Genomic DNA, 19,885 nt, shown 5'->3' with positions numbered 1-19,885 from the left:
CTAGTGCTATGTCGGGACTGAACAAACCTTCCAGCCGACACCCCTGACGATTACCGAGGATAAGAAAAATGACTATCAAGACCGCTGCTGCTGGTGCCGCTCTCGCTTTGGCCGCCGCGACCCTGTTTGCCGGTGTTGCCACTAACGCGATGGCTGCTGATGCCAACGTTCACTGTTATGGCGTGAATGGCTGCAAGGGCCAGAACGACTGCAAGACCAAAGATCACGCGTGCAAAGGCTTGGGTTCGTGCAAAGGTCAGGGCTTCAAGGCGATGACTCAGGCGGCTTGCGAAAAAGCCGGTGGCAAGGTCGGCGAATAACTGACCGGTTAGTGTCGCCGCAGTGGTTTGCGCCACTGCGGCCACTTTTATCAGGAGTCCGCTTATGTCAGCTTCTGTGCCTTTCCTGGGTTACGGCCTCGGACTGCGTAGCGCTTACTACCAGCAGATCCTCGAGCAGTCGCCGGATGTCGACTGGTTCGAAGTGGTCTCGGAAAATTTCATGGTGCAGGGCGGCAAGGCTCTGTATTACCTCGATGCCATCGCCGAGCGCTATCCGCTGGTGATGCATGGTGTATCCCTGTCCATCGGCGGGCCGCATGCCCTTGATCCGGACTATCTCAAACAACTCAAGCAACTGGCCGATCGGGTCCGACCTGCATGGATCTCCGATCATCTGTGCTGGAGTCGCGGCAATGCCCATCAGTTGCATGATCTGCTGCCGCTGCCTTATACCGAAGAAAGTCTGGATTACATTGCCGGCCGGGTAAGGCAGGTGCAGGACATTCTGCAGCGTCCGCTGGTACTGGAGAATGTCTCCAGTTACGTTCGTGCTGCCGCGGATGATTTCAGCGAGTGGGAGTTTCTCGCAGTGCTGAGCCGGATAACTGGCTGCGAGTTGCTGCTGGATGTGAACAATGTCTATGTCAGCTCACGCAACCACGGCTTTGATCCGTGGGCGTTCATTCGCAGCCTGCCCGTCGACAAAGTCCGTCAACTGCATCTGGCGGGGCACAGCGACTACGGTGATTACGTGATCGACACCCACGACCATCCGGTGAGCGATCCGGTCTGGGCGCTCTATCAACGCACACTTGAACACTTCGGCCCGGTGGCCACATTGCTGGAACGCGACGACCATTTTCCGCCTTTCGAAGAACTGCTCGGTGAATTGCACAAGGCACGTGAACTGGGTGACAAGGTCTTGGCCGGGAGGCAGCAATGCGCCTGAAAGACTGGCAACTGGCGTTCGAGTCGTTTCTGCTCGACGACGACGCTACGGCGAATCCGGTCTTGGGCAAAAGCCTGATTGGTGGCCCGACACTGGATGTCGGCACGGGACTGGCGATCTATCACAACGCTTACAAAGCGCGTCTGCTGGAAGTCTTGCGCAATGACTTCGTGGCGATCTTGCACTGGATGGGTGACGACGAATTCGATCGGCTCGCCAGTTCTTACATCCGCCATTCCCCGCCGGGGCATTACAGCTTGCGCTGGCTGGGCAAAGGCTTCGAAGCCTTTATCCGTGAGCATCTGGTGCCGGAACAAAGCGCGCCACTGGCCGAACTGGCCTCGCTTGAATGGGCGTTTACACTGGCGTTCGATGCGCCGGCGGGTCAGCCGTTGACGCTGCAATCAATGGCGACGCTGGCCCCAGAGGAATGGCCTGAGCTGCGGGTGAAGCCAACGCCTTCGCTGCAGTGGCTGGAATGCCGCTTCAACAGTCTCTCGCTATGGCGTTCGGTGAAGGAAGAATCCGACTTTCCTGACAGCACGGTGCTCGAAATCCCACAGGCCTGTCTGATCTGGCGCTGCGAACTGATCTGTCACTATCGCAGCCTCGATCCTGCCGAAGCCACGGCCCTCAATGGCCTGCTCGCCGGTGGCTGGAATTTCTCCGAACTGTGCACACAATTAGCAGTCATTTATGGTGAGGGCGCGCCACTTCAAGCCGTTACCTGGTTGAAACAGTGGGTTAAAGACGGTTTGCTGGAGCGTCTGCAACGATAGCCAAGGCTAATCAAATCGATAGCCTGCTATTTTTCCGGGATGGTCTACCCTCAGATCTGACGGTCTGAAACAAGGGGGATTTTCCATGCTCGCGCAACTTCCACCGGCCTTACAGAATCTGCAGCTACCGCTTCGACTGCGGCTCTGGGACGGCCATGAGTTCAATCTGGGGCCGGCGCCCAGCGTTACCATCGTGGTCAAGGACCCGCAGATGGTCACTCAGTTCACCCATCCAAGCCTGGATGCGCTTGGAGCGGCATTCGTCGAAGGCAAACTTGAACTGGAGGGCTCGATCAGCGAAGTCATCCGGGTCTGCGACGAATTGAGCAACGCTTTGCTCGGTGAAGATGACGACAGTCAGCCAGTGCGTTCGGTGCACGACAAGGAAACCGACGCCAAAGCCATTTCCTACCACTACGACCTGTCCAATGCGTTCTACCAGCTCTGGCTGGACAGCGACATGGCGTACTCCTGCGCGTATTTCGAAACGGGCAGCGAAAGCCTTGAGCAGGCGCAACAAGCCAAATTCCGACATCTGTGCCGCAAGCTGCGTGTGCAGCCAGGTGACTATTTGCTTGATGTGGGTTGCGGTTGGGGCGGCCTCGCGCGTTACGCCGCGCGGGAATTCGGCGCCAAGGTGTTTGGTATCACGCTGAGCAAGGAACAACTGGAACTGGCGCGTGAGCGGGTCAAGGCTGAAGGCCTGGAAGAGCAGATCGAACTGCAATTGCTCGACTATCGCGATCTGCCCCAGGACGGTCGTTTCGACAAAGTGGTCAGTGTCGGCATGTTCGAACACGTCGGCCACGCCAATCTCGCCGAGTACTGCAAAACCCTGTTCGGTGCGGTCAAGGAGGGCGGTCTGGTGATGAACCACGGCATCACCGCCAAGCACACCGATGGCCGTCCGGTAGGACGCGGTGCCGGGGATTTCATTGAAAAGTACGTGTTCCCCAACGGTGAGTTGCCGCACCTGTCGATGATCTCGGCGGAGATCAGCGAGGCGGGCCTGGAAATTGTCGACGTCGAAAGCCTGCGCCTGCACTACGCGCGCACGCTGGATCATTGGAGCGAGCGGCTGGAGGACAACCTTGAGGCGGCGGGCAAACTGGTGCCGGATCAAGCGTTGCGCATCTGGCGACTATATCTGGCCGGCTGTGCTTACGCGTTTGCCCGTGGCTGGATCAATCTGCACCAGATCCTCGCGGTGAAAGCGCATCCGGATGGCAGCCATGAACTGCCATGGACCCGTGACGATATCTACAACCCCTGAGCCTGTTCCCTTTTTTTGGGAGAGGGTTTCAAAGGATCGGTGAAATAAGCCGGGCGATCCGCATGCCGACTTGTTGCAGGCGGTGGAGCTCCCGGCTTTCTTCTTTGGCGACTTCGTCGGCCAGCGCGAAGTCATCGATGAGCATGTGTTCCACGGCGGCGGAGAACTCACTGTCGACTGTCAGCAACATCACTTCGAAATTCAACCGGAACGAGCGGTTATCCAGATTGGCACTGCCGATCGCGCTGATTTCGCTGTCGATCAACACCACTTTCTGATGCAGAAACCCGGGACGGTAGCGGAACACTCGGACACCGGCGCGCACCGCTTCAAAGGCATAAAGGCTGGAAGCGGCGTAGACGATGCGGTGATCGGGGCGCGAGGGCAGCAGCAGACGTACATCAACACCGCGTAATACTGCCAATCGTAACGCTGCGAAGACGGCTTCATCGGGGATGAAATACGGGCTGGTGATCCACACTCTTTCCGTCGCCGCATGTATCGCTTCGACGAAGAACAGCGAGCAGGTTTCGTACGCATCGGCCGGGCCGCTGGCGAGCAGTTGGCAGAGTACGCCGTCTTCCGGGTATTCATCCGGCAGGATCAGCGGCGGCAGGGTGCGGGCGGCCCAGAACCAGTCTTCGGCAAAGGATTCCTGCATGCACGCGACCACCGGGCCGCGCACCTTCACATGGGTATCGCGCCACGGTGCCAGCGGTGGTTTTTCACCCATGTATTCATCGCCGACGTTATGCCCGCCGACAAAGCCGACCACGCCATCGACCACGACAATCTTGCGGTGGTTACGGAAGTTGACCTGAAAGCGGTTGAGCCAGCCGCTGCGCGTGGCGAAGGCTTTTACCTCGACGCCCGCATCGCGCAGCGTCTGCACATAGCTGTGGGGCAGGGCGTGGCTGCCGATGCGGTCGTAAAGCAGATGAATCGTTACGCCTTCCGCAGCTTTCTTCAGCAGCAGATCACTCAAACGTTGGCCGAGTCGATCATCGTGAATGATGAAAAACTGGATCAGCACCGCTTCTTTCGCTTGATCGATGGCGTGGAAAATCGCCTCGAACGTCGCCGTACCGTTCACCAGCAATTGCACTTCATTGTTCGCCAGGCATGGCATGCGCCCCAGTTTGGGCATCGCCCGTAACGAGGCGTAGGCATTGGACGCGCGCGCGGTGAGGGCTTCTTCCACCCAAGGGCGCCAGTTCAGTTCGGAGATGGCCTGACGCATTTGTTCGTTGGCCTGGCGCCGCGCCTTGATGTAACCATCAAAGGTGCTGCGGCCGAACACCAGGTACGGAATAAGCGTGAGGTAGGGAATGAAGATCAGCGACAATGCCCAGGCGATCGAGCCTTGAGCTGTGCGCACGGTGAGCACCGCGTGAATCGCGGCGATCAAGCCGAGGGTGTGTATCAGGGCGATCAGATAACCGAAAATGTGCGGTCCAAAATAATCCATGGGGCAGCCTTGCTCCGGAAGATTCAATGCTTAACAGACCATGTTCTGTCGCGATTGTCGCTATTTAATTGGTGCATGAACCGAAGCAATCGGCCGACGTCTAACGGCCACTACTGATCAGGAGTTTTTCGATGAACGTTCGTCTGCTGGGTTTGGCGCTGGGCCTGGGTTTGGCATTGCCGGTGGTTGCGCAGGCGCAGATGCTGCAGCCGGGGCTGTGGGAAATGACATCGAGCAACGTCAAGGTCGATGATCAGCCGATGGATGTGCAATCGATCCTCGGTCAACTGCAAGGGCAGATGACCCCGCAACAGCGCGCAGCGCTGGAGAAGAACGGGATCAATATTGGCGGCAAAGGCATCCGCGCCTGCCTGACGCCAGAGCAGGTGGCGACCAACGATATTCCGTTGGCCGACCCGCAATCGGGCTGTAAACAGCAGATCACCGATCGCACCGGTAACCAGTGGAAGTTCCGCTTCAGTTGCCCGAAAGCGCAGGGTACCGGCGTGGCGACGTTCCTCAGTGATCGCGAGTTCACCACCGTGGCCAACGGCACGTTCAATGCGATCGGGATCAACCAGAAGGGCAGTCTGGAGACGCGTGCAGTTTGGCTAGGCCAAGACTGCGGCGCGGTTAAACCCCGCGCCTAAATGTATCTCCTGTAGGAGCTGCGGCACGCTGCGATCTTTTGATCTTGATTGTCAAAAACAAGATCAAAAGATCGCAGCTTCGTTTCACTCGTCAGCTCCTACTGGTTTTTTTGAATCAGCGCATAAATCGTAGCGCCAACCCCCGACACCCCTCATTCACCCGACCCTCCCGCCACGCAATCTGTCCCGACACGATCGTCGTGCTCACCCGATGCCGAAAGCTGCGCCCGGCAAACGGCGTCCATCCACACTGCGACAAAATCGGCTGCCGATCGACCTCCAACGCCTGCGCTTCAACCAACACCAGATCCGCCCAATACCCTTCACGCAAATACCCACGATCCGGAATCGCAAACAGATCCGCGACGCGATGGCTGGTCTTCGCCACTAACGTCGTGACCGGCAAAACCCCGTCCGCCACCAGCTCCATCAGCGCCGGCAACGCATGCTGCACCAATGGCAATCCCGACGGCGCCTGCGCGTAAGGCCGTTGCTTTTCTTCCCAGGTATGCGGCGCATGATCGCTGCCAATGACGTCCAACCGATTGCTGTTCAAAGCTTCACGCAAAGCATCACGTTCGCTTTGACTCTTGATCGCCGGGTTGCACTTGATCAGGTTGCCGAGCTTTGGATAGTCGCGATCATCGAACAATAAATGGTGCAGACAGACTTCAGCGCTGATGCGTTTCTGCGCCAACGGTTCGTCCTCGAACAACGCCAGTTCACGCGCGGTGGTCAGGTGCAAAACATGTAGGCGGGTGCCGTGACGTTTTGCCAGTTCCACCGCCAGTGATGAGGATCGATAACAGGCCTCGGCATTGCGAATAAGCGGGTGGGCGGCGGGCGGAATACGATCGCCGAACAACTCACGCAGATTGGCCGCGTTGGCATCGATGCTTGGCGTGTGTTCGCAGTGCGCCAGCAGGATGGTCGGCACCTCGGCGAACAGTCGCTCAAGGATCTGCGGATCATCGACCAGCATGTTGCCGGTCGAGGCGCCCATAAACACTTTCACCCCGGCCACTTCACAGGGATTGAGCGCGGCTACCGTGTCGAGGTTGTCCCGGCTCACGCCAAAGTGAAAGCCGTAATTGGCCACCGAGTTGATCGCCGCCCGACGCTTTTTATCCGCCAGCGCTTCGAGGGTAAGGGTGGCCGGGTTGGTGTTGGGCATGTCCATGAAGCTGGTGATGCCACCGGCAACCGCCGCACGCGACTCGGTGTGAAGGCTGCCCTTGGCTGGCGCACCTGGTTCACGGAAATGCACCTGGTCATCAATCATTCCGGGAAGCAGCCATTGACCGTTCGCGTCGATTTCCACTTTGGCGTTTTCACCTTCGATGCTGCGCGCAATCTTGACGATGCGTCCATTGCTGACCAACAGATCTGCGTCGAACTCACGCCCTTCGTTGACCAGCCTTGCGTTGCGAATCAGCACGCTGCTCATGGCTCAGAACTCGTTCTGCAAGGCTTTGTAGCCGCGCACCAGATCGACGTTGGTGCGCGCCACGTCTTCGGAAAACTCCGAGGCGCTGACACTCACTGGCGGGAATAACGAGAGGTCGGTGTTCGGGCCGATGCGGGTGGTGGAGGGCACATAGAAGGCGTCCGGTAAATCGCGACCATCGACCACCGAGTTGTGCCGCACCACGCAACCGTTACCTACAACACAGTTGAACAGCACGCTGTTGAAACCGATGAACACGCGGTCGCCGACCACGCACGGGCCATGCACGATTGAGCGGTGGGCGATCGAGCTGAATTCGCCGATGGTCACCGCCGCACCGGATTTTGAGTGGATCACCACGCCGTCCTGAATGTTCGAATTGGCGCCGATGGTGATCGGCTCCATCTCGCCCGAGGCGTCCACTTCGTCGGCGCGGATCACCGCGTAGGGGCCGACGAAAACGTTTTCGCCAATCACCACTTTGCCGCAGATGATCGCGGTTTTGTCGACGTAAGCCGACTCGGCGATTTGCGGCAAATCGCCTGAAGGATTCTTGCGGATCATGGTCGGCTCAGTGCGTCGTAAAGGGTGTTGAGGTTGTATTCGAACAGGCCGGTGAAAGTGCTGGCCGGGCCACTGGCGGCGAGGGCGTCGGAGTACAAGGTGCCGCCGATGTGCGCGCCGCTTTCATCAGCGATCTGCTTGAGCAGACGCGCATCTTTGATGTTTTCCATGAACACCGCTTTGACTTTGGCCTGACGAATCTGGGTGATCAGCGCAGCGACTTCGGCGGCCGAGGGTTCACGCTCGGTGGACAAACCTTGCGGCGCCATAAAGTCGATGCCGTAGGCCTGACCGAGATAACCGAATGCATCGTGGCTGGTGACGATCTTGCGATTGCCCGGCGGCAGCGAACCGAGCTTGGTTTTTGCTTCGGCGAGCAGGGCGTAGATCTGCTTCAGATAGGCCTGGCTGTTGCGTTCGTAGTCGGCCCTGTTCGCCGGGTCGGCAGCGATCAGCGCCTTGGTGATGTTGGCAATGTACAGTTCGGTGTTCGCCAGATTATGCCAGGCGTGCGGGTCGGGAACGGTTTCGCCATCCTCGTCCAGTGAGCGCGGAATCACGCCATGACTGGCACTGATGACGGTGGCTTTGGTCTCGGTGCTGCTCACCAGTCGATCCAGCCATGGCTCGAAACCGAGGCCGTTTTTGATGATCAGCCTGGCGCCGAGTAATGCTTTGGCATCGTCCGGTGTCGGCTCGTAGGTGTGCGCGTCGGCGTCCGGGCCGACCATGTTGGTGATCTGAATATGCTCGCCGCCGACCTGATGCACCATGTCGCCGAGAATGCTGAAGCTGGTCACCACCGGTAATTTTTCCGCCGCCGACAATGACATCGACAGCATCAGGCTGAACAACACGAGTAGAACGCGCATCGGGAAACACCTCATTGGGATGTAAGCAAAGGCGGGCGGCGCAGCAGACCGTGAACCGGCCCGAACACCACCGACAGCAGATAACCGACGCCGGCGACCAGCACGATGGCCGGTCCGCTTGGCAGCGAGTAGTAGAACGAAAGCAACAAGCCAAACCACACCGAGAGGCAACCGATGATGGCGGCGATGCCAATCAGGATCGGCAGTCGACGGCTCCAGAACCGCGAGGCAGCGGCGGGGAGCATCATCAACCCGACCACCATCAGCGCGCCGATGGCCTGGAAGCCGATCACCAGATTGAGCACCACCAGGGTCAGGAATACGCCGTGGGCGAGTGGGCCGAGGCGGCTGACGGTTCTCAGGAACAGCGGGTCGAGGGTGTCGAGCAGCAGCGGTTTGTAGATCAGTGCCATGGCGATCAGGCTGAATCCCGAAACCCATAACATGCCGGTGAGGGTCGGGCCGTCGACGGCCAATGCCGAGCCAAACAGCAGGTGAAGCAGGTCGAGACGTTTGCCGGCGATGCCCAGAATCAGCACACCGCTGGCGAGGGATATTGGGTAGATCGCGGCGAGGCTGGCGTCTTCGCGTAGACCGGTTCGGCGGGTGATCCACGCCGCGAGTCCGGCCATGCTCAGACCCGCGCCGAGGCCGCCGAGTGTGAGCGCAGGCAGACTCAGTCCGGCAAACCAGAATCCTAATGCGGCGCCAGGAAGGATGCCGTGGGCGACGGCGTCACCGATCAGGCTCATCCGTCGCAGGATCAAAAACACGCCGAGTGGTGCCGTGCTGCATGCCAAGACCAGTCCGCCAAGGAGGGCACGTCGCATGAACAGGAACTCATTGAACGGTTGCCACAAGTGGGTGACGGTGACCATCAGGCCACCTGCGTGTGAGGGGTTTGCCGGATCAGTTCGACGCTGGCGCCGTACACGCATTCGCGGTTTTTGATCAGCAAGGTTTGCGGGATGTGTTGGCGCACGGCGCAGAGGTCATGGCAGACCACGACGATTGTTCGACCTTCGTTATGCCAGGTGTGGATGTGCTGCCAGAGCAATTGTTGGCCGAGCTCATCGAGGGCGGCATGGGGTTCGTCGAGGAGCAGAACCGGAGCGTCGGTCAAACTCAGGCGGGCGAGCAGGGCACGTTGTAGTTCGCCGCCGGAGAGGGCCATGAGCGGGCGGTGTTCGAGTCCGCTCAGGTGCCAGTTTTCCAGTGCATCTTTCAGGCGTTGTGCGCGCAGTTGGGTTGAGAGTCGACGTCCCCAGAAACCGGCGGCGATCAGTTCTTCGAGGTTGATGGGGAACTGGCGGTCGAGATGTTGTTGCTGGGGGAGGAATGACAATCCGCTTTGACGTGGAACACTCAGGGAGGCTTTGCCTGCCAGTGGTTTTTGCAGCCCGGCGATGACCTTCAAGAGGCTGCTTTTGCCGCAGCCGTTGGCGCCGATGATTGCCGTTAGGCTGCCGCTTTCGAGTTCTAGATTCAGGGGCGTGGTCAGCGGTTGACCGGGAGCGCCCCAACTCAGGGATTGGCAGCGGATCATGCTTGCTCACGCTGCCAGTGGCTTTCGGCGACGGCGTCGTGGGCGTGCAGGCTTTCGGCGTGGATCACTCGCAGATGGAACTGGTTAACGCCGGGTGTGCGGCGAAGTGCGAGATTCAATCGGCGCACGGCGTCTTCGCAGAACATCAGATTCTGCCCATTCGCCAAGGCGAAGGCTTGCTCGTCCGCGCGTTTTACTGCGGTTTGTACGGCGGTGCCGAGGGCCGCTTCGGCGTCATTGATGATCACGCTAAGCGGTAATTCGTCGATGAACTCGTCGAGGTGCAGATGCAATTGTGCAGTGCTGCGTTGGCTGTGAGGCGTGGCGACGATGCCTTGAGTCGAGCCAAGCCAAGCGAGAACGTCTGCATGCTGAAGGGGTTTGTTGGCGAAGTCGTCGACGAATTGTTGCTGAATTAATTGCCGGGCCAATGCCGCGGAACACGGGCAAGTCGAGGAGTAGGGCACTTCGATGTTGAGTTCCACGTGGAACATCTTGTTTTTCAGACTGGCTGAAATCGTCGCGGGATAGGATTTCCATCCGGCCAGTGGACTGATTAGTGCTGGTCTTTTCAGCAGTAGATCGGTGCGGATATTCAGGTAGGCACAGTGGGATAAACCTTCGTGGCTATCCAGAAAACGTTTGAGTACCTGGTGCAGCAGAGCAGGGGAAAGACTCTCCTGTTCGAGCGCTTCCAGGGCCAGATAGAGTCGCGACATGTGAATCCCGCGAGCTTCGCCGTCATCCAGACTCACCCCCGCATCAGCCTTTGCGCTCACGCGTTGGCCTTCCAATAAAACAGGTAACGCGATGCCGTGCATGCCCACCCATTCGAGGGGCAAGGCTTGGCGAGCGGATTGCGCAGCGATATCCGGAAGTGTCAGCGAATTCATGTTCGGAACCATCGTGTTGATTGAAATGAATGTTACATTATAACAATACAGATCACGATGCTTTTTTCATGAACAGGCTTTCATATGCACAGACGCCATTTGCTCAATCTGATTCTCGCCAGCGCGGCCTTCGCCCTTCCGTTCAGTGTTTCGGCCACGCAAATTCGCAACGCACGGCTTTGGCGTTCTGAGGAAAAGCTGCGATTGGTCTTCGATTTAAGTGGCCCGGTGCGATACAAAACCTTCACGCTCAGCGCTCCAGAACGGCTGATAATCGATGTGTCCGGCGCAGATCTGAGCGGCGATTTCAGTCAGTTGGCTCTGAATGGCACGGTGATCCGCTCGATTCGATCCGGGCCTTTTGGTCAGGGAGACACGCGGATTGTTCTCGACCTGAGCAATCCAGTGCTGCTTAACAGCTTTCTTTTGGCGCCCCAGGATGGCCAGAGTCATCGGCTGGTTCTGGATTTAGTCAGTGCGAAAGCAGCGCCAGAGATCCCAATGGTTCCACGTGAAACACCCAGAATCAGCGCTCACCCCAAGCGCGACATCATCGTAGTCGTCGATCCAGGACACGGTGGGAAGGATCCCGGTGCGGTCGGCGCGAAGGGTGAGCGGGAAAAAGATGTGGTGCTTTCCATTGCTCAGCTACTCGCCAAACGCCTGAAAAAAGAGAAAGGATTCGACGTGAAACTGGTGCGCAATGACGACTTCTTTGTGCCCTTGCGTAAACGCGTAGAGATCGCCCGTCAGCACAAGGCAGACATGTTTATCTCGGTGCATGCCGATGCAGCGCCAAGGCTGACAGCTTCTGGAGCGTCTGTGTATTGCCTGTCTGAAGGTGGCGCGACATCGGCGACGGCGCGTTTTATGGCGCAGCGTGAGAACGGCGCTGACCTGCTCGGCGCTACCAGTTTGCTCAACCTCAAAGACAAAGATCCAATGCTTGCCGGGGTGATTCTCGACATGTCGATGAATGCGACCATTGCCGCCAGTCTGCAACTGGGCAACACGGTGCTGGGCAGTCTGGCGGGCATCACCACTCTGCATCAGAAGCGTGTGGAACAGGCCGGATTCGCCGTGTTGAAGTCGCCGGATGTGCCGTCAATTCTGGTAGAAACCGGCTTCATTTCCAACGCTCACGACAGTCAGCGGCTGGTAACCGCGCGGCATCAACAGGCTGTCGCGGATGGTTTGTTTGAGGGTTTGCAGCGTTATTTTGAGAAAAACCCACCGATCGACAGCTATCTTGCCTGGCGACAGGAGCAGCTAAAGGCGCAGGTCTAGCAGCCCACAATTCGACTGCAAGTGAATTTCGCGCTGCTGCCGCCCGAGCTGGAGAAGCGATTGATAGTCGTCCAGCCGACGCGTCGGGTGTAACCAACCCAGGCCTCACCGTCAGAGGCAATCCCGGTGAAGAACGTCAATTGGCCGAAGCGGCTGTTGGTTTGCGCCCAATAACGCTGCCCAGCCTTTTCAAACCCGCGCAGATAAAGCGTGCTGCCGACAGTGTTGACGCTATACGTATTGCCCTCGGCATCGACGCAGGCAAGCAGGTTGGCGCTGCGGGTGCAGTTTGCCAGCGCCGGAAACTGCGCCCACGTATTGCCCGCCACCATTAATCCAAGGCTCAACAACGAGCATTTCAGCGCAGTTTTCATTAGCAATTCCGGGTGTGGGATGGGCTCAGCTTCCTGCTGTTTATCGCTCAGGACAAGGGCAGGGCTGGTTTATTTGGAGTGTTATACTATAACATAAACAACTACTGAGCCTGAGCGGGCCGATTTCAAGCGTTTACCTTCAGCGAAGCCCTCGCATGAAGCGCCAAAACGCCAAGCGCTGGCAAAAGCGCCAATCGGCTGCCTTCATAAGAGGATTATCCAATGTCAGCCGAATTGCCCGTCACCGTACTTTCCGGATTTTTAGGCGCCGGAAAAAGTACACTTTTGAATTACGTACTACGTAATCGAAATGGTCTTCGCGTCGCTGTCATCGTCAATGATATGAGCGAGATCAACATTGATGGCAGCGAAGTCCAGCGTGATGTCAGCCTTAACCGTGCAGAAGAAAAAATCGTCGAAATGAGCAACGGTTGTATCTGCTGTACGTTACGCGAAGACTTGCTCGAAGAAGTCAGCAAGCTCGCCCGTGAAGGTCGCTTCGATTATCTGCTCATCGAATCCACCGGCATCTCCGAGCCGCTGCCGGTCGCAGAAACCTTCACTTTTCGTGATGAACACGGACAATGCCTCTCCGACATCGCCCGTCTCGACACCATGGTCACTGTCGTCGACGGGGTGAATTTCCTCCCGGACTACCAGGCGGCTGAAAGCCTCGCCTCCCGTGGCGAAATTCTCGGCGAGGAGGACGAGCGCTCCATCACCGACCTGTTGATCGAGCAGATCGAGTTCGCCGACGTGCTGTTGATCAGCAAGATCGACCTGATCAGCCAGGCCGAGCGTGAGGAATTGATCGCCATTCTCAAACGCCTCAATGCGCAAGCCGAAATCATCCCGATGGTCATGGGTGAGGTGCCTCTGGAGAAGATCCTCAACACCGGTCGCTTCGATTTCGAGAAAGCCGCGCAGGCACCGGGCTGGCTGCAGGAGTTGCGCGGTGAGCACGTGCCGGAAACCGACGAGTACGGCATCGCCTCCACCGCCTATCGCGCGCGCCGACCCTTTCACCCGCAACGCTTTTTCAGCTTCATCGACCGTCCGTGGCTGAACGGCAAGCTGCTGCGTTCCAAAGGGTTCTTCTGGCTCGCGAGCAAACCCACAGACGCTGGTAGCTGGTCGCAGGCTGGCGGCCTGATGCGCCACGGTTTTGCCGGACGCTGGTGGCGTTTTGTGCCGAAGAACCAATGGCCACAAGATCAGCAAAGCACCGCCGCGATCATGGAAAACTGGACGCCGAGCGTAGGAGACTGCCGGCAGGAACTGGTGTTCATCGGTCAGAACATCGATTTCCTACAGCTTTCAGAGGAACTGGATGACTGCCTGCTCACTGATGAAGAAATGGCCCTCGGCGTAGAGGGCTGGCGATTGCTGGCGGATCCGTTTGGCCCTTGGCATGAAGAGGCTGCCTGATGCTCGCGCTCAAACTGCTGCAAAACCGCACGCGTTATCAGCACCAAGGACCGACTCCAAAGACGCTGACGCGAATTCTGGATGACGACACCAACCTTGCCGTCTGGCAGCGACAATTGCCGTTGCACATCAGCGATTTCGCTCAATTGCTTCTGTCGCTCAACGAACCGTTGGGCCAATCGCTATGCCTGGAGCTGCCGCACGAGGACGCTGAGCCTGACCTGACCGGTTTGGCTTCAGGTTTCCGTGATCTGGAAGGCTATGAAGGCTTCATCGCCGACCTGAAATGGCTGGTCAGCGCCTTCGCCTGTTTGCTGGGAGCCAAGCGCATCGGACTGCGCCTGCGGGTGCTCGATAAAGCCATGTGCCCGCGCTTCCACGTTGATCATGTGCCGGTGCGGCTGATCACGACCTACGCCGGCGTCGGCAGTCAATGGCTCAAGGAAGGCGCGATGGATCGCAGTCAATTGGGGCAGGCCAACGCCGAACCCCAAGCGCAAATACAGCAACTCAAGAGCGGCGACGTCGCCTTACTGAAAGGCGAGAAATGGCACGGTAATGAAGGTTTCGGTCTGATTCACCGTTCGCCGCAACCGGCCGCAGGCGAGCGTCGTCTGATACTGACCCTCGACTGGCTCGGTTGACGCCTCAAGGCTTGAGCCACGAGCCTTGGCTCTGGCCTTCGCAATACGGTTTCAAATACGCCGCATCGGTGGCGACCCCGTAATAGTGGATGTCCTGGCGATAAGGCATATTGGCGACTTGCGCGTTGCTGCACACGCCAAACGCGCCGTTCGGGCATTGATCGACGTATTGCACCTCGACTTTTTGCCCGGCCAGGGTTGGCTGGCAGAAGCCGTCGTTGAACAGTTTTTCAGGAATATTGCGGTTTTGCTGGCAGACTTTGACGTCGAGTCGCTCGCCCTGACTGTGCACTACGCAGGCCTGAGCCCACGCTTCGCTCGACAGCAGCGTCAACAGCAACGACCATCCCATCCAACGCATCTTTGCATCTCCCAAGAAAGCTTCCCGCCATGTTGCAGAACATTCCTACCCATGTCATTGCTGGCCCTTTGGGCGCCGGCAAGACCAGCCTGATTCGTCAACTGATGGCTCAGCGGCCGGCTGGCGAGCGCTGGGCGGTGCTGATCAACGAGTTCGGCCAGATCGGCCTCGATGCCGCGCTGCTGACCAACGACGCCGATGGTATCGCACTGGGCGAAGTGGCCGGGGGGTGCCTGTGTTGCGTCAATGGCGCGCCGTTTCAGATCGGCCTTGGGCGTTTGCTGCGCAAAGCCAAGCCTGATCGACTGTTTATCGAACCGTCCGGGCTGGGGCATCCGGCGCAGTTGCTCAAGCAATTGAATGAGGCGCCATGGTCAGGCGTGCTGGCGCTGCAGCCATGTGTGCTGGTGCTGGATGCGCAGGCGCTCGAGGCTGGCAAAGCATTGCCGGCGGCACAGCAGGAAGCGTTGCCCAGTGCGGGCTTGCTGCTGTTGAACAAGGCTGAAAACCTTGATGAAACGGCGAGGCAGAAAATTATCAGTCAGTTGCCTTCAGTCAGACGGATCTGGACGCAACAGGCGCAGTTGCCTCTGAGTGAACTGCCGGGCTTGGCTGCGCATGCGTTGAAAGGAGTGGATAACCTGGCGGTGCCCCGAGGATTGGGACAAATGCCGGCCGTCTGGAGCGCTCCGACGGTGCCGATTTGCCTGAGTCAGGCGCAGGAGGGTGGTTGGAGCATTGGTTGGCGTTGGCATCCGGGCCAGACGTTCGACAAGCAACGCATTGCCGACTGGCTAACTGGCCTTAATTGGAAAAGAGCGAAACTGGTTATCCACAGCACGGAGGGCTGGGTGTCTGCGAATGCTCTGGATAATACCAAGCTGATTTGGCAGGCCAGCGAATGGCGTAAAGATTCGCGAATCGAACTGATCTTCGTCGATCCGCAAAATATTGATCAATTGCAGGCAGGTCTGGCGCGATGCCGAACCCAGTGATTCAGCTCAAGGCTTCCACTTCGTGTGTTCCTGCCGCCACTGACTCAGCTCGATGACTTCTGCCCGTGGCCTCTGCACTTCGACCACTGGCGGCGTATCGTCGAACGGTGCCGGGTAGGGCGCGAGTTCGATCTGCGCACTGTGCGCACCAAACTGGGTGATGGTGCCGTTATGCCGGGTTTCGCCGGTCACGGTGAATTCGAAGTTGTACACCCGCGCCAGTCGTCGGCGACCGTTGGCGTCCTTGATGAAACCGATCTTCTTCAGCGCGACGTTGCCATCGAGCAATTCGACCCGTACGTTCAGGCAATGCTGTTTGACCCGCTCCAGTGCGCGTTCGCGCAAGCCGTGGTTGTGCCACAGCCATGCGCCGGCAGCGGCAAACAGCATCAGCACAAAGATGTTTTCCAGGGTCAGCATCAACATCGAACTCCAAAAGATAGCGTCAGCTTAACTGCGTCGCCGGTCTGTCGTACAGGCTGCGTTTCGTCGCATACTGCGCGGCTTGAATTTCAATCGTTTTACGGAATGACCCGAATGAAACGTACGCCTCATCTGCTCGCCATTCAGTCCCACGTCGTGTTCGGCCACGCCGGCAACAGCGCCGCGGTTTTTCCGATGCAGCGGGTCGGGGTCAATGTCTGGCCGCTCAATACCGTGCAGTTTTCCAACCACACCCAGTACGGCCAATGGGCCGGCGAAGTGCTGGCGCCGCAGCAGATTCCCGAACTGGTCGAAGGCATCGCCGCGATTGGCGAGCTGGGCAACTGCGATGCGGTGCTGTCCGGTTATCTCGGCAGCGCGGCGCAGGGACGAGCGATTCTCAGCGGCGTCGAGCGCATCAAGGCAGTCAACCCGAAGGCGCTTTACCTGTGTGATCCGGTGATGGGCCACCCGGAGAAGGGCTGCAGCGTACCGACCGAGGTTAGCGACTTCCTGCTGGAAGAGGCGGCGGCCATGGCGGACATCATGTGTCCGAACCAGTTGGAACTGGACAGCTTTTCCGGGCGCAAGCCGCAGTCGCTATTCGATTGTCTGGCGATGGCGCGGTCGCTACTGGCGCGCGGACCGAAAGCGGTATTGGTCAAGCATCTGGATTATCCGGGCAAACCGGCGGATGGCTTCGAGATGCTGCTGGTAACGGCTGAAGGCAGCTGGCATCTGCGTCGTCCGTTACTGGCGTTTCCCCGTCAGCCGGTGGGCGTGGGTGACCTGACGTCCGGCCTGTTTCTGGCGCGGGTGCTGTTGGGCGACAGTCTGGTGGCGGCGTTCGAATTCACGGCGGCGGCGGTGCATGAGGTGCTGCTGGAGACTCAGGCGTGCGCCAGTTACGAGCTGCAGCTGGTGCGGGCGCAGGATCGGATTGCACATCCGCGGGTGAAGTTCGAGGCTACTGCAATCAGTCTTTAAGACCCTGCTGCCCCCATTCGCGAGCAGGCTCGCTCCCACATTTGAAATGCATTCATCTGTGGGAGCGACGGTGCGACGATTCGACCTGCTCGCGAACGCGGTCTGAGCGCTACAAAGATCAGGCGTCGCCCTTGATCTCCTGATAGCGCTTCTCCAGCTCCTGACGAATCTGCCGACGTTGCTGCGCCTGCATATAACGACGCTTGTCTTCACTGTTCTGCGGTTGCAGCGGCGGCACGGCGGCCGGCTTGCGCTGGTCATCCACCGCCACCATGGTGAAGAAGCAGCTGTTGGTGTGGCGCACCGAACGCTCGCGAATGTTTTCGGTGACGACTTTGATACCGACTTCCATCGATGTGTTGCCGGTGTAGTTGACCGAGGCGAGGAAGGTCACCAGTTCGCCGACATGAATCGGTTCGCGGAAAATCACCTGATCCACCGACAGCGTCACCACATAGCGGCCGGCGTAACGGCTCGCGCAGGCGTAGGCCACTTCGTCGAGGTATTTGAGCAGGGTGCCGCCGTGGACATTGCCAGAGAAGTTGGCCATGTCGGGGGTCATCAGTACCGTCATCGACAGCTGGGCGTTTCCGGGTTCCATAACGTTCTCACGGATCAAGGCTGATTTCTGGAAGCACCTCTACGGGTGCCTGGTCGCTTTTCGAAAGCACCGTTATCGGGACGCCGGGCGACTGGCCGCCGTCACGCCGGAATCGATCTGTTTCCATATATTGCACCGCCTTCCAGGCGGAAGTCGCGGTGTTAACCTGCAAAAGCCCCTCTCAAGGGCAATTCCCACACGAAAAGCGGATTTTTACTTCGCTCGCTCAGAGTTTTCTGACGTCTGACTGCGAGCCTCGTCATTCAAGGAGCCCACGCCATGCATGCCATCAGTTTTATTCAGGATCTGGCAGTGATCATGTTGGTCGCGGGTGTGGTGACCGTGTTGTTCCACCGTTTCAAGCAACCGGTGGTGCTCGGCTACATCGTCGCCGGTTTCATCATCGGCCCGCACACGCCGCCGTTCGGCCTGATCCACGACGAAGAAACCATCAAGACCCTCGCCGAGCTGGGGGTGATTTTCCTGATGTTCTGCCTGGGACTGGAGTTCAGCCTGCGCAAGCTGTTCAAGGTGGGTGCCACGGCGTTTATTGCGGCGTTCCTCGAAATTGTCCTGATGATCTGGATCGGCTATGAAATCGGCCGCTGGTTCGACTGGAACACCATGGACTCGCTGTTCCTCGGCGCTATTCTGGCAATCTCCTCGACCACCATCATCGTCAAGGCACTCAATGATCTGAAGATGAAAAACGAGCGCTTTGCGCAGTTGATCTTCGGCGTGCTGATCGTCGAAGACATCCTCGGCATCGGCATCATCGCGCTGCTATCAAGCATCGCCGTCAGCGGTACGGTCAGCTCCGGTGAGGTGTTCTCCACTGTCGGCAAACTCTCGTTGTTCATGATCGTCGCGCTGGTCATTGGCATCCTGCTGGTGCCGCGCCTGCTGGCTTATGTGGCCAAATTCGAAAGCAACGAAATGCTCCTGATCACCGTGCTGGGCCTGTGTTTCGGCTTCTGTCTGCTGGTGGTCAAGCTTGAGTACAGCATGGTGCTCGGCGCCTTCCTGATCGGCGCGATCATGGCCGAGTCGCGGCAGTTGCTTAAAATCGAACGCCTGATCGAGCCGGTTCGTGATCTGTTCAGTGCGATCTTCTTCGTTGCCATTGGCCTGATGCTCGACCCGATGATACTTCTCGAATACGCGTGGCCGATCGCGGTGATTACCGTCGCTGTGGTGCTGGGCAAGATGTTGTCCTGCGGCCTTGGTGCGTTTATCGCTGGTAATGACGGACGTACCTCACTGCGCGTGGGGATGGGGCTGTCACAGATTGGCGAATTTTCCTTCATTATCGCCGCGCTGGGCATGACCTTGCAGGTCACCAGCAACTTCCTTTATCCGGTCGCCGTGGCGGTGTCGGTGATTACCACGCTGCTGACGCCGTATCTGATCCGTGCGGCGGATCCGCTGTCGATCAAGCTGTCGGCGGCGGTGCCGAAGCCTCTTGGCCGAGTGCTGGGCATGTACGGCGAATGGTTACGCAGCATTCAGCCGCAAGGTGAGGGTGCGATGCTGGCTTCGATTATCCGCAAGATCTTGCTGCAGGTCGGGGTCAATCTGGCGCTGGTGATTGCGATCTTCTTTAGCGGAGCATTCTTCGCCGAGCGCCTCTCGACCTGGCTGCAGGGCTGGGTTGCCGACCCGAGTTGGCAGAAGGCGTTGATCTGGGGTGGGGCGCTGCTGGTCTCGCTGCCGTTCTTGATCGCGGCCTATCGCAAGCTCAAGGCACTGTCGATGCTGCTGGCGGAAATGGGCGTGAAGCCAGAGATGGCCGGGCGGCACACGCAGCGAGTGCGCCGGGTGATCTCCGAAGTGATCCCGATTCTCTCGCTGCTGGTGATTTTCCTGCTGTTGGCAGCCTTGTCGGCCAGTATCTTGCCGACCAACAAGTTGCTGATGCTGATCGCCGTGGTCGCTGCCGCCGTGGCGGCGCTGCTCTGGCGCTGGTTCATCCGTGTGCACACGCGGATGCAGGTGGCGCTGCTGGAAACCCTCGACAACCACAAGGAGTCGTCGGGGCACTGATCATCCGGGGCGTTGGGTCG

General features: G+C 58.6%; 22 protein-coding genes. 11 read left to right on the top strand and 11 right to left on the bottom strand.

Annotation, left to right across the window (positions count from 1 at the left end; translation table 11 throughout):
* Positions 1-68: 68 nt before the first annotated feature.
* The 4 genes from bufA2 to cfaB all read left to right on the top strand — a co-directional run bounded on the left by bufA2 (position 69) and on the right by cfaB (position 3,282).
* Entirely contained in the window at positions 69-320 is a 252-nt protein-coding gene (gene bufA2, locus AB4N44_RS17140; protein ID WP_150774640.1) for a BufA2 family periplasmic bufferin-type metallophore, read from the top strand.
* A 64-nt stretch (positions 321-384) separates the two neighbouring features.
* On the top strand, positions 385-1,230 hold the full coding sequence (gene bufB / locus AB4N44_RS17135) for an MNIO family bufferin maturase (RefSeq protein WP_127930309.1): 846 nt from the start codon (positions 385-387) through the stop codon (positions 1,228-1,230).
* Positions 1,221-2,009 (top strand): HvfC/BufC family peptide modification chaperone, encoded by a 789-nt coding sequence (locus AB4N44_RS17130; protein WP_460108320.1) that lies wholly within the window; start codon positions 1,221-1,223, stop codon positions 2,007-2,009. The genes bufB and AB4N44_RS17130 overlap by 10 nt, the downstream gene beginning before the upstream one ends.
* Before the next feature lie 85 nt (positions 2,010-2,094).
* Entirely contained in the window at positions 2,095-3,282 is a 1,188-nt protein-coding gene (gene cfaB / locus AB4N44_RS17125; protein ID WP_316917350.1) for a C17 cyclopropane fatty acid synthase CfaB, read from the top strand.
* Between the two features lie 28 nt (positions 3,283-3,310).
* Here cfaB and cls read toward each other — a convergent pair whose 3' ends face one another.
* Complete coding sequence (cls, locus tag AB4N44_RS17120) at positions 3,311-4,750, bottom strand: cardiolipin synthase (protein ID WP_127930306.1); 1,440 nt, start codon at positions 4,748-4,750, stop codon at positions 3,311-3,313.
* Between the two features lie 131 nt (positions 4,751-4,881).
* Between cls and AB4N44_RS17115 the strand changes: the two genes are divergently transcribed.
* A complete protein-coding gene (locus AB4N44_RS17115) occupies positions 4,882-5,400 on the top strand; it encodes a DUF3617 domain-containing protein (protein WP_034152149.1) in 519 nt (172 codons plus the stop codon).
* 115 nt (positions 5,401-5,515) lie between these two features.
* Here AB4N44_RS17115 and AB4N44_RS17110 read toward each other — a convergent pair whose 3' ends face one another.
* Genes AB4N44_RS17110 through folE2 form a run of 6 tightly spaced genes read right to left on the bottom strand, consistent with a single transcriptional unit; the run spans position 5,516 to position 10,722 of the window.
* A complete protein-coding gene (locus tag AB4N44_RS17110) occupies positions 5,516-6,847 on the bottom strand; it encodes a dihydroorotase (RefSeq protein WP_460108324.1) in 1,332 nt (443 codons plus the stop codon).
* A gap of 3 nt (positions 6,848-6,850) precedes the next feature.
* Positions 6,851-7,411, bottom strand: a complete 561-nt coding sequence (locus tag AB4N44_RS17105) for a gamma carbonic anhydrase family protein (protein WP_122842141.1) — start codon at positions 7,409-7,411, stop codon at positions 6,851-6,853.
* Positions 7,408-8,283, bottom strand: coding sequence for a metal ABC transporter substrate-binding protein (locus tag AB4N44_RS17100; protein ID WP_460108326.1), 876 nt, complete (start codon positions 8,281-8,283; stop codon positions 7,408-7,410). The genes AB4N44_RS17105 and AB4N44_RS17100 overlap by 4 nt, the downstream gene beginning before the upstream one ends.
* Positions 8,284-8,294: 11 nt before the next feature.
* Entirely contained in the window at positions 8,295-9,161 is an 867-nt protein-coding gene (locus tag AB4N44_RS17095; protein ID WP_150774645.1) for a metal ABC transporter permease, read from the bottom strand.
* On the bottom strand, positions 9,161-9,829 hold the full coding sequence (locus tag AB4N44_RS17090; RefSeq protein WP_150749892.1) for a metal ABC transporter ATP-binding protein: 669 nt from the start codon (positions 9,827-9,829) through the stop codon (positions 9,161-9,163). Before AB4N44_RS17090 ends, AB4N44_RS17095 begins: the two co-directional genes overlap by 1 nt.
* Positions 9,826-10,722 carry a GTP cyclohydrolase FolE2 gene (gene folE2, locus AB4N44_RS17085; RefSeq protein ID WP_150774647.1) on the bottom strand — a complete coding sequence of 299 codons (897 nt, stop codon included), beginning with the start codon at positions 10,720-10,722 and terminating at the stop codon, positions 9,826-9,828. The genes AB4N44_RS17090 and folE2 overlap by 4 nt, the downstream gene beginning before the upstream one ends.
* An 84-nt stretch (positions 10,723-10,806) precedes the next feature.
* Here folE2 and AB4N44_RS17080 point away from each other — a divergent pair, with 84 nt between their 5' ends.
* Positions 10,807-12,009 carry an N-acetylmuramoyl-L-alanine amidase gene (locus AB4N44_RS17080; protein ID WP_460108329.1) on the top strand — a complete coding sequence of 401 codons (1,203 nt, stop codon included), beginning with the start codon at positions 10,807-10,809 and terminating at the stop codon, positions 12,007-12,009.
* Here the strand turns inward: AB4N44_RS17080 and AB4N44_RS17075 are convergent.
* The gene (locus AB4N44_RS17075; protein ID WP_460108331.1) at positions 12,006-12,383 is read right to left on the bottom strand and encodes a glutamine synthetase; all 378 of its coding nucleotides are present in this window, start codon (positions 12,381-12,383) and stop codon (positions 12,006-12,008) included. The two genes, AB4N44_RS17080 and AB4N44_RS17075, sit on opposite strands and share 4 nt — an antisense overlap.
* Positions 12,384-12,605: 222 nt before the next feature.
* Here AB4N44_RS17075 and zigA point away from each other — a divergent pair, with 222 nt between their 5' ends.
* Positions 12,606-13,811 carry a zinc metallochaperone GTPase ZigA gene (gene zigA, locus AB4N44_RS17070; protein WP_460108333.1) on the top strand — a complete coding sequence of 402 codons (1,206 nt, stop codon included), beginning with the start codon at positions 12,606-12,608 and terminating at the stop codon, positions 13,809-13,811.
* On the top strand, positions 13,811-14,455 hold the full coding sequence (locus AB4N44_RS17065; RefSeq protein ID WP_150774651.1) for a DUF1826 domain-containing protein: 645 nt from the start codon (positions 13,811-13,813) through the stop codon (positions 14,453-14,455). Before zigA ends, AB4N44_RS17065 begins: the two co-directional genes overlap by 1 nt.
* Positions 14,456-14,459: 4 nt before the next feature.
* On the opposite strand, the gene AB4N44_RS17060 is transcribed toward AB4N44_RS17065, so the two are convergent.
* Complete coding sequence (locus AB4N44_RS17060) at positions 14,460-14,816, bottom strand: NADH:ubiquinone oxidoreductase (protein WP_150749887.1); 357 nt, start codon at positions 14,814-14,816, stop codon at positions 14,460-14,462.
* A gap of 29 nt (positions 14,817-14,845) precedes the next feature.
* Between AB4N44_RS17060 and AB4N44_RS17055 the strand changes: the two genes are divergently transcribed.
* Positions 14,846-15,811 (top strand): CobW family GTP-binding protein, encoded by a 966-nt coding sequence (locus AB4N44_RS17055; RefSeq protein ID WP_150774652.1) that lies wholly within the window; start codon positions 14,846-14,848, stop codon positions 15,809-15,811.
* Between the two features lie 6 nt (positions 15,812-15,817).
* On the opposite strand, the gene AB4N44_RS17050 is transcribed toward AB4N44_RS17055, so the two are convergent.
* Positions 15,818-16,231: a DUF3301 domain-containing protein gene (locus AB4N44_RS17050; RefSeq protein ID WP_122593228.1), complete on the bottom strand. Its 414-nt coding sequence runs from the start codon at positions 16,229-16,231 to the stop codon at positions 15,818-15,820.
* Positions 16,232-16,348: 117 nt separating this feature from the next.
* Between AB4N44_RS17050 and pdxY the strand changes: the two genes are divergently transcribed.
* The gene (gene pdxY, locus AB4N44_RS17045; protein ID WP_127930294.1) at positions 16,349-17,221 is read left to right on the top strand and encodes a pyridoxal kinase PdxY; all 873 of its coding nucleotides are present in this window, start codon (positions 16,349-16,351) and stop codon (positions 17,219-17,221) included.
* A gap of 118 nt (positions 17,222-17,339) precedes the next feature.
* On the opposite strand, the gene AB4N44_RS17040 is transcribed toward pdxY, so the two are convergent.
* A complete protein-coding gene (locus tag AB4N44_RS17040; RefSeq protein WP_003229693.1) occupies positions 17,340-17,822 on the bottom strand; it encodes an acyl-CoA thioesterase in 483 nt (160 codons plus the stop codon).
* Between the two features lie 279 nt (positions 17,823-18,101).
* On the opposite strand from AB4N44_RS17040, the gene AB4N44_RS17035 reads away from it, so the two are divergent.
* Positions 18,102-19,865: a cation:proton antiporter gene (locus AB4N44_RS17035; protein ID WP_460108337.1), complete on the top strand. Its 1,764-nt coding sequence runs from the start codon at positions 18,102-18,104 to the stop codon at positions 19,863-19,865.
* Positions 19,866-19,885 lie beyond the last annotated feature (20 nt).

It is taken from the genome of Pseudomonas sp. S3_C06, assembly GCF_054667675.1.
The sequence above is the reverse complement of the archived record's forward strand: the minus strand, read 5'-3'. Positions and strand labels throughout refer to the sequence as shown.

Coding starts and splice junctions, on each gene's coding strand:
- bufA2 (WP_150774640.1), top strand. CDS start 69: ATGACTATCAAGACCGCTGCTGCTGGTGCCGCTCTCGCTTTGGCCGCC.
- bufB (WP_127930309.1), top strand. CDS start 385: ATGTCAGCTTCTGTGCCTTTCCTGGGTTACGGCCTCGGACTGCGTAGC.
- AB4N44_RS17130 (WP_460108320.1), top strand. CDS start 1,221: ATGCGCCTGAAAGACTGGCAACTGGCGTTCGAGTCGTTTCTGCTCGAC.
- cfaB (WP_316917350.1), top strand. CDS start 2,095: ATGCTCGCGCAACTTCCACCGGCCTTACAGAATCTGCAGCTACCGCTT.
- cls (WP_127930306.1), bottom strand. CDS start 4,750: ATGGATTATTTTGGACCGCACATTTTCGGTTATCTGATCGCCCTGATA.
- AB4N44_RS17115 (WP_034152149.1), top strand. CDS start 4,882: ATGAACGTTCGTCTGCTGGGTTTGGCGCTGGGCCTGGGTTTGGCATTG.
- AB4N44_RS17110 (WP_460108324.1), bottom strand. CDS start 6,847: ATGAGCAGCGTGCTGATTCGCAACGCAAGGCTGGTCAACGAAGGGCGT.
- AB4N44_RS17105 (WP_122842141.1), bottom strand. CDS start 7,411: ATGATCCGCAAGAATCCTTCAGGCGATTTGCCGCAAATCGCCGAGTCG.
- AB4N44_RS17100 (WP_460108326.1), bottom strand. CDS start 8,283: ATGCGCGTTCTACTCGTGTTGTTCAGCCTGATGCTGTCGATGTCATTG.
- AB4N44_RS17095 (WP_150774645.1), bottom strand. CDS start 9,161: ATGGTCACCGTCACCCACTTGTGGCAACCGTTCAATGAGTTCCTGTTC.
- AB4N44_RS17090 (WP_150749892.1), bottom strand. CDS start 9,829: ATGATCCGCTGCCAATCCCTGAGTTGGGGCGCTCCCGGTCAACCGCTG.
- folE2 (WP_150774647.1), bottom strand. CDS start 10,722: ATGAATTCGCTGACACTTCCGGATATCGCTGCGCAATCCGCTCGCCAA.
- AB4N44_RS17080 (WP_460108329.1), top strand. CDS start 10,807: ATGCACAGACGCCATTTGCTCAATCTGATTCTCGCCAGCGCGGCCTTC.
- AB4N44_RS17075 (WP_460108331.1), bottom strand. CDS start 12,383: ATGAAAACTGCGCTGAAATGCTCGTTGTTGAGCCTTGGATTAATGGTG.
- zigA (WP_460108333.1), top strand. CDS start 12,606: ATGTCAGCCGAATTGCCCGTCACCGTACTTTCCGGATTTTTAGGCGCC.
- AB4N44_RS17065 (WP_150774651.1), top strand. CDS start 13,811: ATGCTCGCGCTCAAACTGCTGCAAAACCGCACGCGTTATCAGCACCAA.
- AB4N44_RS17060 (WP_150749887.1), bottom strand. CDS start 14,816: ATGCGTTGGATGGGATGGTCGTTGCTGTTGACGCTGCTGTCGAGCGAA.
- AB4N44_RS17055 (WP_150774652.1), top strand. CDS start 14,846: ATGTTGCAGAACATTCCTACCCATGTCATTGCTGGCCCTTTGGGCGCC.
- AB4N44_RS17050 (WP_122593228.1), bottom strand. CDS start 16,231: ATGCTGACCCTGGAAAACATCTTTGTGCTGATGCTGTTTGCCGCTGCC.
- pdxY (WP_127930294.1), top strand. CDS start 16,349: ATGAAACGTACGCCTCATCTGCTCGCCATTCAGTCCCACGTCGTGTTC.
- AB4N44_RS17040 (WP_003229693.1), bottom strand. CDS start 17,822: ATGGAACCCGGAAACGCCCAGCTGTCGATGACGGTACTGATGACCCCC.
- AB4N44_RS17035 (WP_460108337.1), top strand. CDS start 18,102: ATGCATGCCATCAGTTTTATTCAGGATCTGGCAGTGATCATGTTGGTC.